The organism is Janthinobacterium woesei (assembly GCF_051380875.1).
Taxonomy (GTDB): domain Bacteria; phylum Pseudomonadota; class Gammaproteobacteria; order Burkholderiales; family Burkholderiaceae_D; genus Janthinobacterium.
In genome coordinates this window covers 238385-250231 of the sequence record NZ_JBNYXW010000005.1, presented here as the reverse complement: position 1 = coordinate 250231, position 11847 = coordinate 238385, and the positions used below count along the sequence as shown (strand labels likewise).

At 62.7% G+C, this 11847-nt stretch carries 11 protein-coding genes and 2 tRNA genes; 6 read left to right on the top strand and 7 right to left on the bottom strand.

The features are described 5' to 3' along the window. Window positions 1–15: 15 nt before the first annotated feature. Window positions 16–666: a VTT domain-containing protein gene (locus ACQ4W6_RS07390; RefSeq protein ID WP_436566519.1), complete on the bottom strand. Its 651-nt coding sequence runs from the start codon at window positions 664–666 to the stop codon at window positions 16–18. Window positions 667–924: 258 nt separating this feature from the next. Between ACQ4W6_RS07390 and ACQ4W6_RS07385 the strand changes: the two genes are divergently transcribed. The 6 genes from ACQ4W6_RS07385 to ACQ4W6_RS07360 all read left to right on the top strand — a co-directional run bounded on the left by ACQ4W6_RS07385 (window position 925) and on the right by ACQ4W6_RS07360 (window position 5475). Then, a complete protein-coding gene (locus ACQ4W6_RS07385) occupies window positions 925–1863 on the top strand; it encodes a peptidylprolyl isomerase (protein WP_436566518.1) in 939 nt (312 codons plus the stop codon). A gap of 100 nt (window positions 1864–1963) precedes the next feature. Next, entirely contained in the window at window positions 1964–3856 is a 1893-nt protein-coding gene (gene mutL / locus ACQ4W6_RS07380; protein WP_436566517.1) for a DNA mismatch repair endonuclease MutL, read from the top strand. 56 nt (window positions 3857–3912) lie between these two features. Next, window positions 3913–4860 carry a tRNA (adenosine(37)-N6)-dimethylallyltransferase MiaA gene (gene miaA / locus ACQ4W6_RS07375; RefSeq protein WP_436566516.1) on the top strand — a complete coding sequence of 316 codons (948 nt, stop codon included), beginning with the start codon at window positions 3913–3915 and terminating at the stop codon, window positions 4858–4860. Between the two features lie 91 nt (window positions 4861–4951). After that, window positions 4952–5028 (top strand) — tRNA-Met (locus ACQ4W6_RS07370). A gap of 80 nt (window positions 5029–5108) precedes the next feature. After that, window positions 5109–5185, top strand: a tRNA-Met gene (locus ACQ4W6_RS07365). A gap of 113 nt (window positions 5186–5298) precedes the next feature. Beyond that, window positions 5299–5475, top strand: a complete 177-nt coding sequence (locus ACQ4W6_RS07360) for a hypothetical protein (RefSeq protein ID WP_436566515.1) — start codon at window positions 5299–5301, stop codon at window positions 5473–5475. Between the two features lie 62 nt (window positions 5476–5537). Here the strand turns inward: ACQ4W6_RS07360 and ACQ4W6_RS07355 are convergent, their stop codons facing one another. From ACQ4W6_RS07355 to ACQ4W6_RS07330, 6 genes are all read right to left on the bottom strand, one after another. Beyond that, window positions 5538–6824, bottom strand: a complete 1287-nt coding sequence (locus ACQ4W6_RS07355) for an MFS transporter (protein WP_436566514.1) — start codon at window positions 6822–6824, stop codon at window positions 5538–5540. A 504-nt stretch (window positions 6825–7328) separates the two neighbouring features. Then, window positions 7329–7649, bottom strand: a complete 321-nt coding sequence (locus ACQ4W6_RS07350) for a thioredoxin family protein (protein ID WP_436566597.1) — start codon at window positions 7647–7649, stop codon at window positions 7329–7331. Window positions 7650–7734: 85 nt separating this feature from the next. Then, entirely contained in the window at window positions 7735–8430 is a 696-nt protein-coding gene (locus tag ACQ4W6_RS07345; protein ID WP_436566513.1) for a fumarylacetoacetate hydrolase family protein, read from the bottom strand. A 92-nt stretch (window positions 8431–8522) separates the two neighbouring features. After that, window positions 8523–9818 carry an MFS family transporter gene (locus ACQ4W6_RS07340; protein WP_436566512.1) on the bottom strand — a complete coding sequence of 432 codons (1296 nt, stop codon included), beginning with the start codon at window positions 9816–9818 and terminating at the stop codon, window positions 8523–8525. A gap of 142 nt (window positions 9819–9960) precedes the next feature. Further along, on the bottom strand, window positions 9961–11163 hold the full coding sequence (pcaF, locus tag ACQ4W6_RS07335; protein WP_436566511.1) for a 3-oxoadipyl-CoA thiolase: 1203 nt from the start codon (window positions 11161–11163) through the stop codon (window positions 9961–9963). A gap of 34 nt (window positions 11164–11197) precedes the next feature. Then, window positions 11198–11839, bottom strand: coding sequence for a 3-oxoacid CoA-transferase subunit B (locus tag ACQ4W6_RS07330; RefSeq protein ID WP_436566510.1), 642 nt, complete (start codon window positions 11837–11839; stop codon window positions 11198–11200). Between the last annotated feature and the right edge of the window lie 8 nt (window positions 11840–11847).

Below are 11847 nucleotides of genomic sequence, written 5' to 3'. Positions count from 1 at the left end.
TGGATCAATAGGGCCTTAAGCCGACTTGCCGGCCATGCGCTTGTAGAGTTTCCACAAGCCGCCCAGTACCACCGGCACGACGGCGGCGCCAACACCAATCAGCACGATCAGAGTCAGGTGGTCGCGGATCCATGGGATATTGCCGAAGAAATAGCCAGCCGTCACCAAGCCAATCACCCACAACAGGGCGCCCGTCACGTTGTACATCTGGAAGCGTGCATGCGTCATGTCGGAAATGCCGGCGACGAACGGGGCAAAAGTACGCACCACCGGCACGAAACGGGCCAGGATGATGGTCTTGCCGCCATGCTTTTCAAAGAAGTCGTGCGTGCGGCGCATGGCATCCTTGTTGATCCAGCGGTAATCGTGGGTAAACACCCTTTGCCCGATGGCCTCGCCGATCCAGTAATTGAGCGTATTGCCTGTAATGGCGGCCGTCACCAGCAAGGCGATCAGCAAGCCCAGGTGCATTTGTCCCGTCGCGCAAAACGCGCCGGCGATAAACAATAGCGTGTCTCCAGGGAAGAAAAACAGAACCACGAGGCCTGTTTCGCAAAAAATAATGGCAAACAGCACCGCATACACGAGGGTGCCGTACTGTTCGATCAAGATGCCCAGCGTCTTGTCGACATGGACGATCATGTCGAGGAATTGCACAAAATCCATAAATTTTTCCCTAAAGGTAGCGGCGGAATCATACACCACCCAGCCAGCGCAACGGCAGTCCCCGGCGCGATATTTCGTGATTAATTCGGCAGCGCCCGTGGCGGTGTCGCATTTTAAGGAAAGGTTAAGGAAACGCCGTGTTTGCACGCGGCCGCCAGAATTGCCACATGCAATGTTTTTTCAGCGAAATATTGCCATTCCGGTATACACTTTCTGACCGGCGCAACCCGTGCCGGCCAGGAGAGAACAGGAAAGAACATGCGTCTGCATCCACTCAGCGGCCTGACCATGGCCACCGTGCTGGGCCTTGCCCAGTTGCCTGCCCACGCAGCACCTGCCCAGATCAAGGCCCCGGCCGAACTGCCCGCCAAGGCCAGCGTCGCCGACGCGATCAAGGCATCGGCACCATCCGACTGGCGTCCGCTGGACCCGGACAACACCTTGTACCTGGACATTCCGGCCGGCCGGGTGGTGCTGGAGCTGGCGCCCGAATTCGCGCCGCAACATGTGACCAACATCAAGGCCCTGGTGGCCGAGCAGTATTACGACGGCCTGGCCATCACCCGCGCGCAGGATAACTGGGTGGTGCAGTGGGGCGATCCGAATGAAAAGAGCCCCAAACCCATCCTGCATGCCCAGCGCACCCTGCCCGGCGAATTTACGGTGCCAATGACAAAGATCACCAATTTCACGCGCCTGCCGGATGCCGACGGCTATGCGCCGCAAGTGGGGCACTCGAACGGCTTTCCGTCGGCGCGCGACCCGAAAAGCGGCACGGCCTGGCTCACGCATTGCTACGCCACCGTCGGCGTAGGACGCGACGTGGGTAGCGACAGCGGCGGCGGCACCGAGCTGTATGCCGTCATCGGCCAGTCGCCGCGCCACCTGGACCGCGACATCACCGTCGTCGGGCGCGTCGTCGCCGGCATGGCGCTGCTGTCCACCCTGCCGCGCGGCACGGCGCCCATGGGGTTTTATGACAGTCCCGGGAAAAACGTGCCGATCAAGGCCATCCGCCTGGCCGCCAGCGTGCCTTTCGCACAGCGCACGAACCTGGAAGTGATGCGCACCGATAGCGCCGCCTACCAGGCCGTGCTCGAAGCGCAACGCAACCGCGGCGGCCCGTGGAGCAAGGTCGCCGCCGGCCATATCGACCTGTGCAATGCGCCTATCCCGGTGCGCGAGGTGGCGAAGTAGCCCCGCGAGGCAAATGCTAGGGGTCAGCCCCTGAAGGAGAATGCATGCCAATGGGATGCATTCCGATTTCGAAGAAACTGACCCCGGGTATAATCAACGCATGAACGCTCCCATCACGCCCCACCGCCCGATCCAGGCCCTGCCTGACCAGTTGATTTCACAAATCGCCGCCGGCGAGGTGGTCGAGCGGCCATCGGCCGTGGTCAAGGAACTGCTGGAAAATGCGCTCGACTCGGGCGCCACGCAGATCACCGTGCGCCTGGAAGAAGGGGGCGTGAAACGCATCGCCATCACCGATAACGGGCGCGGCATTGATAAAGATCAATTGCCGCTGGCCCTGGCGCGCCATGCCACATCGAAGATCGCGTCGCTCAGCGACCTGGAAAACGTCGGCACCCTGGGCTTTCGCGGCGAGGCGCTGGCTTCGATCGCCTCGGTGGCCGCCGTCACGCTGACCTCGCGCACGGCTGACGCAGCCCACGCGTGGGAAATCGTCGGCTCGCACAATGGCAGTGTCTCGCCCTCGTCGGGCGCGCACGGCACCACGGTCGATGTGCAGGACCTGTACTTCAACACCCCTGCGCGGCGCAAATTTTTAAAATCGGAACAAACCGAATACGGCCACTGCGCCGAAGTCGTGCGCCGCATCGCGCTGGCGCGGCCGGACGTCTCGTTCTCGCTGTCGCACAATGGCCGCACCATCGACCAGTGGAATATCAGCGAACTGGCCAGGCGCAGCGCCCACATCCTGGGCAATGACTTTGCCGAAGCGCGCCTGGCGTTGGACGAATCGGCCGGCACCCTGCGCCTGCACGGCTTTGCCGGCTTGCCGACGGCTTCCAAGGCACGCGCCGACGGCCAGTTCTTTTATGTCAACGGCCGCTTCGTGCGCGACAAGCTGCTGGTGCATGCCGTGCGCATGGCCTACCAGGACGTGCTGCATGGCGACCGCTTCCCCTCCTACGTGCTGGCGCTCGACCTCGACCCGGCCCTGGTGGACGTCAACGTGCATCCGTCAAAGATCGAAGTGCGCTTTCGCGACAGCCGCTCGGTGCACCAATTCGTTTTTCACGCCGTGCAGCGTGCCCTGGCGCAAACCTCGGCCACGGCATTCGGCAGCGTGCCAGCACCCTTGCCGGCCGCCTCCACCCTGAGTGGCGATGGCGCCCCCGGCATCTGGCGCCGCGAACAGACGCAAACCTCGTTTGGCGCGCAATTTACGCATACTTATGCCCCGACAACGCCCGGCGCGGGCCACCCGTTCTTTGCCGATGCGCCAGGTGTCGCCCAGGACACGGCGGCCTATGGCGCCCTGTTCGGCGGCAGCGGCGTAGCCAGCTCGCCGGTCACGCAGGTGGAACCGTATATCGCCTCGCCCGAAGCGATGGCGCGCGAAGAGTATCCGCTGGGCTTTGCCCTGGCCCAGCTGCACGGCATTTATATTTTGGCGCAAAACACCACGGGCCTGGTGCTGGTCGACATGCACGCCGCGCATGAACGCATCCTGTACGAACAGCTGAAAAACGCGCTGCAGGCGCAGGTTTCCGGCCAGGACATGCAGGTGCAAGCCTTGCTGATCCCCGTGACGTTTTATGCGGACGCCATCGAAGTGTCGACCGCGAATGAAAACCAGGAAACGTTAAAGGCGCTGGGTTTTGACATCGCAGCCATCTCGCCCACCACCCTGGCCGTGCGCTCGGTGCCGACGCTGCTGAAAAACGCCGACGCGCAAACGCTGGCGCGCGACGTGCTGCGCGACGTGCGCGAATACGGCGGCTCGCGCGTGCTGATCGAGCGCCAGAACGAATTGCTGGGCACCCTGGCCTGCCACACGGCCGTGCGCGCCAACCGCATCCTGTCGGTACAGGAAATGAATGCCCTCTTGCGCCAGATGGAAAGCACGGAACGCGCCGACCAGTGTAACCACGGCCGGCCGACGTGGGTGCAGGTCGAGATTAACGCCCTAGACAAACTCTTCCTGCGCGGGCAGTAACTTTCACCCCAACGGCACAAGCTGGGGTGGCCATCGCAAACACATCACAAAACACCATGACAATCACCCAACACCTCCCCCTGGCCGTCGCTATCATGGGCCCCACGGCCAGCGGCAAGACGGCCAGTGCGCTGGCCATCGCCAAGGCCATCCCGTCCGAGATCATTTCCGTCGATTCGGCCCTCGTCTACCGGGGCATGGATATCGGCACGGCCAAGCCCACGGCCGACGAACTGGCTTGCGTGCCGCATCACCTGATCGACATCATCGACCCGCTGGACGCCTATTCGGTGGCGCAGTTCCGCAACGACACCTTGCGCCTGGTGAGCGACATCACGGCGCGCGGCAAGCTGGCGCTGCTGGTCGGCGGCACCATGCTGTATTTCAAGGGCCTGGCCGATGGCCTCGACGATTTGCCGGGCGCCGATCCCGCGCTGCGCGCCCAGCTGGAAGAGCAAGCGGCCGCCATCGGCTGGCCCGCCATGCATGCGCGCCTGGCCGGGCAAGACCCCGTCACGGCCGCGCGCCTGGCACCAAACGACGCGCAGCGCATCCAGCGCGCGCTGGAAATCATCGTTTTGTCCGGCCAGCCCATGTCGGCCTTGCTGGCCCTGCGCGAAAAGACCGTGCTGCCGTTCCAGTTGCAGTCGTTCGCGCTGGAACCCTCGGACCGCGCCGTGCTGCACGCGCGCATCGCCACGCGCTTCGACGCCATGCTGAAGAACGATGCCCTGCTCGATGAAGTGGGGCATTTGCGCCGCCGCGGCGACCTGCATCCGGGCTTGCCATCCATGCGCTGCGTGGGCTACCGCCAGGCCTGGGATTACCTGGACGGGCGTATCGACCGCGCCGCCTTGCGCGAAACGGGCATCATCGCCACGCGCCAGCTGGCCAAGCGCCAGCTGACCTGGCTGCGCTCGATGCCGCAGCGTATCGTCATCGATTGCCTGGACGCCGACCCGGCTGCGGCCATGCTGGCGCAGATCCAGCCATTGCTAAAGTAACCATACCCCTTGCGGACACAGAAAAATCCGCACATTTTTCTGCGCCAGCATTGACAAGGAAATGGGAAGACCGGATAATGCTCGGCTGTTGGGTGATATAGCTCAGTTGGTTAGAGCACAGCATTCATAATGCTGGGGTCGGTGGTTCAAGTCCACCTATCACCACCAAAGAACAATCAGCAATGGCCCAGCGGCAGTCAAACTGGGCCATTGCTGCATAACCAGCATCCGGTTTCGCCGGTCTGTTTGGTGATATAGCTCAGTTGGTTAGAGCACAGCATTCATAATGCTGGGGTCGGTGGTTCAAGTCCACCTATCACCACCAAGAATTTGCAGTATTGATCAACCCGTCCCTGCCTCGCGCAGCGGCGGGTTTTTTCATTTCTACGCAGCCGCGCGCGGCACGACCTCCGTCAGCACGTACGATATGCGCTAGAAATGCCTGTACGGCAGCTGGAACAGCCAGCTGGCCACGCAACTGAAGCGCGGCTCAATGTCAACAATGTCTTCGCCAAGCGCTACGTCATCCCCGCGTATAACGACACGGGTGGCAACAACTACTTTGGCGATCCGCGCAACGTGCAGTTCACCCTGAAGTACACGCCGCAGTGGTAACACCGGCAGCATGAAAAAAAACCGCCAGAACTGGCGGTTTTTTTCATCTGCAGACTACGCCCTTATTCCCAGGCTTCCTTGCCCGCTCTTGGCTTGCCTACCATCAACAATGCGGCGAGGGTCAGCACGGCCGCCAGCGACAGGTAGTAACCCACGTATTGCAAGCCATGGTTGGTGGCCAGCCAGGTGGCGATGTAGGGCGCCAGCGAGGCGCCCAAAATGCCTGCCAGGTTGAACGTCAGCGAAGCGCCCGTGTAGCGCACTTCGGGCGGGAACAGCTCGGACAGCATGGTGCCCAGCGGACCGTAGGTCATGCCCATCAGTCCCAGGCCGACGGCCATGAACAGCGTCACTTCCCAGGTCACGCCCGAACCGAACATGGGCGCCAGCACCAGGCCGAAGATGGCGATGGCAACGGAGACCCAGATCATGGTCGTGCGGCGGCCGCGGCGGTCAGCCAGCACGGCCGAGAATGGAATCGTCAAGGCGAAAAACAGCACGGCAAACAGCTGCACGATGAGGAATTCCTTGCGCGTGAAGCCCAGCTTGGTCGTGCCCCAGCTCAGCGCGAACACCGTCATCAGGTAAAACAGCACGAAGGTGGCCAGGGCGATAATGGTGCCCAGGAACAACATACGGCCATGCTGGCTGAACACGGTGGCCACGGGCAATTTCACGCGTTCGTTCTTGTCGAGCACTTTCTGGAAGTCCGGCGTTTCCGTGATCTTCAGGCGCACATACAGGCCGACGACGACCAGCAGCGCGCTGGCGAGGAAGGGAATGCGCCAGCCGTAGCTGAAGAATTGCTCATCGGTCAAGGTTTCGCTGAGCAGCAGGAAGATGCCGCCCGACAGGAAGAAGCCGATCGGCGCGCCCAGTTGCGGGAACATGCCGTACCAGGCGCGTTTGCCCGGTGGCGCATTTTCCGTCGCCAGCAGCACCGCACCGCCCCATTCGCCGCCCAGGCCCAGGCCCTGGCCGAAACGGCACAGCGCCAGCAGCAGCGGCGCCATGGTGCCGATAGCGGCATACGTGGGCAGCAAACCGATGATGACGGTGGAAATACCCATGGTCAGCAAGGCTGCCACCAGGGTGGCCTTGCGGCCGACTCGGTCGCCGAAGTGGCCGAACACGGCCGAGCCGATGGGGCGGGCGAAGAAGGCGATGGCAAACGTGGCCAGCGACTGCAGCACGGCGGCCGACGGGTCGCCGGCAGGGAAGAACAGTTTCGGGAACACCAGCACGGCGGCGGTGGCGTAGATATAAAAGTCAAAGAACTCGATGGTAGTGCCGATCAGGCTGGCGAACAGCACCGTGCCGGGGGAATTTTTCTTGGGGGGGGTGCTCATTTACTGCGCTCCTTGGGGAGGGTGTCTAAAGGCCATTCTCTGGATGTTTTTTCAGGCAGCAGCACAGCACGTGTCTAGGCGCGCTGTTGCCATATCATAGCCGTGCGCGGGTGTATTTACTGCGAATTTGCTATTAAATTCGCAAACAAATTCCACGCAGCAACACGCCGCCATTATCGGCAGGCAACGGTGAACAAACGCGCGTCATCGCGCTGCGATCAGTGCTGATTAGAGAAACAACGGTCGTGCGCCTCCGGTTATCCGGGGCACGGCAGGAAGGTCGTCAGGGGATGTGCGACGTGGTTCAGGCCCGGCGTATCGCCAGGCATTCCGTACCAGACCCGCGCATCGGCATCGCGGCATCGGTCATTTGTGGTGAATCCTTGCCTGCGGCCCCTCCGGGTGGAGCGGGCCGGCGATGATCGCGCCTACATCCGGTCAGGGATGCGGTTGATCTTGCTGTAGCGGCCTATGATACGCGCAGTGCTGCTGTGCGGCAAGAAACTATGCACCGATCAGGGCAAACGCCTGGCTGATCTCCGCGCCGTCGAGCGGACGCACCAGGCGCGCCACTTCCTGGCCATCCTTGAGGAAAATCAGGGTTGGCCACAGCTTGACTCTGAACGAGCGCCCCAGTGCCCGGCCGGGGCCATCTTCCACGCGAATATGCGGCACTGCGCGATGCTGCTCGAAAGCGGCCGCCAGTGGCGCCTGAGTGGCGCGGCAATGGCCGCACCAGCCCGTACCGAATTCCAGCAAGGCCGGGCCCGTCAAGGCGTCGATCTCGGCACGCGCCGGTTGCGCTACAGAATAGCTATCCATCATCATGACTGTCTCCTGAGTCAAAATAAAGCCCGCAGGGCGATGCTATGCCATGCGGGCTTGCCGTGCTGTGCGCCAGGACGCTTATTTATACAATTTTTACGCGCAATGTATCCAGGCCGTCGATGGCGCCCACCAGCTCGTCGCCGCGCTGCACGGCCGCCACGCCGGCCGGCGTGCCCGTGTAGATCAGGTCTCCCGGCTGCAAGCGGAAGTATGTCGACAGGTCAGCGATAGTTTCGGCCACATTCCAGATCAGCATGCCGATGCTGCTGCTTTGACGCAGATCACCATTCACGCGCAGGGTGATGGCAGCAGCGCCGATATCGCCCGCCTGCTCGATAGGCGTGATAGGGCCGATGGGCGCCGAATGTTCGAACGCCTTGCCCGTATCCCAGGGGCGGCCCAGCTTTTTCGCTTCGCCCTGCAAGTCGCGGCGCGTCATGTCCAGGCCCACGGCGTAGCCCCACACGTGACTCAGCGCATCGGCCACGGCGATATCGCTGCCGCCCTTGCCGATGGCCACTACCAGCTCCATTTCGTGCTGGAAATCCTGCGTTTGCGATGGATACGGCAGTTCGCCCGTCGTGCCCGCCGCTACCGGCAGCACGGCGTCGCTTGGCTTCATGAAGAAAAACGGCGCCTCGCGGCCCGTGTGGCCCATTTCCTTGGCGTGGTCGACATAGTTGCGGCCCACGCAATACACGCGGTGGACGGGGAAACTGGCGTCGCTGCCGGTGACGGGTACGCTGGGCTGGATGGGCGCGGGAATAACATACGGCATGGAAACTCCTGATCGGCACGGTGGAAAGGCGGGAAGAAAAAAGGCGGCACCGCGGTGCCGCCCACGCAGTGCCACTTATTTTACGCCAACATTTATTTCAGCAGACCCGAGCGGCTTGGGTCCGGCATGCGGATGGCGACGATGAAGGAAATCAGGCACATGCCGGTGACGTACCAATAGAAGTACTCTTCCACGTGCCAGGCCTTGAACTGCAGCGCCACGTATTCGGCCGAGCCGCCGAACAGGGCGTTGGCCACCGCATACGACAGGCCCACGCCCAGCGCGCGCACTTCGATGGGGAACATTTCCGCCTTGATCAAGCCGCTGATCGAGGTGTAGAAGCTGATCACGGCCAGGGCGATGATGATCAGGCCGAACGCCGCGTACGGGCTGGTGACGTCTTTCAGCGCATGCATGATGGGCAGCACGCACAGGGTGGCCAGGCCGCCGAAGAACAGCATCGAGGTGCGGCGGCCGATACGGTCCGACAAGGCGCCGAACACGGGCTGCAAGATCATGTACACCAGCAGGGCGCAGGTCATGACGGCGCTGGCCGTCTTGGTATCCATGCCGGCCGTGTTGACCAGGTATTTCTGCATGTAGGTAGTGAAGGTGTAGAACACCAGCGAGCCGCCGGCCGTGAAGCCCAGCACGGTGACGAAGGCGCGCTTGTGCTTGAGCAAGCCGCGCAGGCTGCCCGCGTCCTTGTCCTTGCGCTCGCTGGCAGTGGTCGTTTCCGTCAGCGATTTACGCAGGTTCAGCGAAACCAGTGCCGCCAGCGCGCCAAAGACGAACGGGATGCGCCAGCCCCAGGCACGCAACTCTTCCAGGGTCAGCAATTGCTGCAGAACCACCAGCACCAGCAGCGCCAGCAGCTGGCCGCCAATCAGGGTCACGTACTGGAACGAGGCAAAGAAACCGCGTCTGCCCGGTTCCGACACTTCGCTCATGTAGGTGGCGCTGGTACCGTACTCGCCACCCACGGACAAGCCCTGGAACAGACGCGCCACCAGCAGCAGGAATGGGGCGAAAGCGCCGATGGTTTCATAGGTGGGCAACACGGCGATCATCAGCGAGCCGCCGCACATCATCAGCACGGAAATCATCATCGACTGGCGGCGGCCGTATTTATCGGCGATGCGGCCAAACAGCCAGCCGCCCACGGGGCGCATGAGGAAGCCGGCGGCAAAGATACCGGCCGTCTGCAGCAGCTGCGTGGTGGCGTTGCCGGAAGGGAAGAAGGCGTGCGAGAAGTACAGCGCGCAGAAGGAATAAATGTAGAAGTCGAACCATTCGACCAGGTTACCGGAGGAAGCGCCAATGATGGCCTTGATGCGCTGCTGGGAAGTCAGCTGTGCAATGTCGTGCGAAGTATCGGGGGTAGTCATATCAGTCTTATTGTTCGTGTAAAAAAGCCAACACCAGCCTGATTGCCCAGGCTGGTTTTACATCATACGCGCTAGTAATAGCGCTGCGCGGCCACTGGCCATACGCATAAATACTTACTGACTGCATTATCCAAAGGAACGATCAGACCCGTTCCAGCACCAGCGCGATGCCCTGGCCGACGCCGATGCACATGGTACATAATGCATAGCGCCCACCCGTGCGATGCAACTGGTTGACGGCCGTCATGGCCAGGCGCGCACCCGAGGCGCCCAGCGGATGGCCGAGCGCAATCGCGCCGCCGTTCGGGTTGATGCGCGGATCGTCGTCGCGCAAACCCAGCTGGCGGATCACGGCCAGGCCCTGCGCGGCAAACGCTTCGTTCAGTTCGATGACGTCGAAGTCGGCCATCGTCAAGCCCGTCATGGCCAGCACTTTCAGGGTGGCCGGTGCGGGACCGATGCCCATGACGCGGGGCGCCACGCCAGCCGTCGCCATGGCCACCACGCGCGCGCGCGGCGTCAGGCCGAAACGCGCCGCGCTGGCCTCGTCGGCCAGCAGCAGGGCCGCCGCGCCATCGTTGACGCCGGAAGCGTTGCCGGCCGTAATCGTGCCGTCCGCACGCACGACGGGTTTGAGCTTCGTCAATGTTTCCAGGGTGGTCGCGCGCGGGTGTTCATCGCGGCTGACGATAATCGGCTCGCCCTTCTTTTGGGCGATGCTGACGGGGCAAATTTCACTGTCGAACACGCCCGCCTCTTGCGCGGCCAGGGCTTTTACCTGGCTGGCCAAGGCCATCAAATCCTGGTCGGCGCGGCTGATGCCAAACTCGGTCGCCACGTTTTCCGCCGTTTCCGGCATCGAGTCGACGCCGTATTGCGCCTTCATCAGGGGATTGACGAAGCGCCAGCCGATGGTCGTGTCTTCCATTTTCATGCCGCGTGAAAAGGCGCTGTCGGCCTTGCCCATCACAAACGGTGCGCGGCTCATGCTTTCCACGCCGCCGGCGATCATCAAGCCCGCCTCGCCGCTCTTGATGAAGCGGGCCGCGCTGCCGACCGCGTCCAGGCCCGAGCCGCACAGGCGGTTCAGGGTGGCGCCCGGCACGGCAATCGGCAAGCCGGCCAGCAAGGCCGCCATGCGCGCCACGTTGCGGTTATCCTCGCCCGCCTGGTTGGCGCAGCCGTACAGCACGTCGGTAACGGCTTCCCAGTCCACGTTCGGGTTGCGCGCCATCAAGGCACGGATGGGCACGGCGCCCAAGTCGTCGGCGCGCACGCCGGACAGGCTGCCGCCGTAGCGGCCGAATGGCGTACGCTGGGCGTCGCAGATATAGGCGTGAGTCATGTGCTTTCCTCCAAGAAAGTTTATTGATAGTGAATTAGCGGGCGTCCGTCAGCGGCACGGCCGTCAAGGCTTGCAACTGCTCAAAGCTGATGCCGTCGACCAGCTCGATCACGGCGGCGCCCTCGGGCGACAGGTCGATCACGGCCAGGTCGCTGTAGATGCGGCTGACGCAGGCGATGCCCGTCAGAGGATAGGTGCAGTTTTGCACCAGCTTGCTCTCGCCCGCCTTGGTCAGCAGTTCCATCATGACCCAGGTTTTCTTCGCACCGATAGCCAGGTCCATGGCCCCGCCCACGGCGGGAATGGCGTCTGGCGCGCCGGTGTGCCAGTTGGCCAGGTCGCCCGTGGCCGACACCTGGAAGGCGCCCAGCACGCAAATATCCAGGTGGCCGCCGCGCATCATGGCAAAGCTGTCGGCGTGGTGGAAATAGCTGCCTCCGGGCAACAAGGTAACGGGCTGCTTGCCCGCGTTGATCAAGTCGTAGTCTTCCTCGCCGGGCGCCGGTGCCGGACCCATGCCGATCACCCCGTTTTCGCTGTGCAGGATGATGTCCGCGCCAGCCGGCAAGTGGTTTGCCACCAGGGTCGGCAAGCCGATGCCCAGGTTGACCACGGCGCCTTCATTAATATCGGCCGCCACGCGGGCCGCCATCTGGTCTCGATTCCATTTATTCATTGTTGACT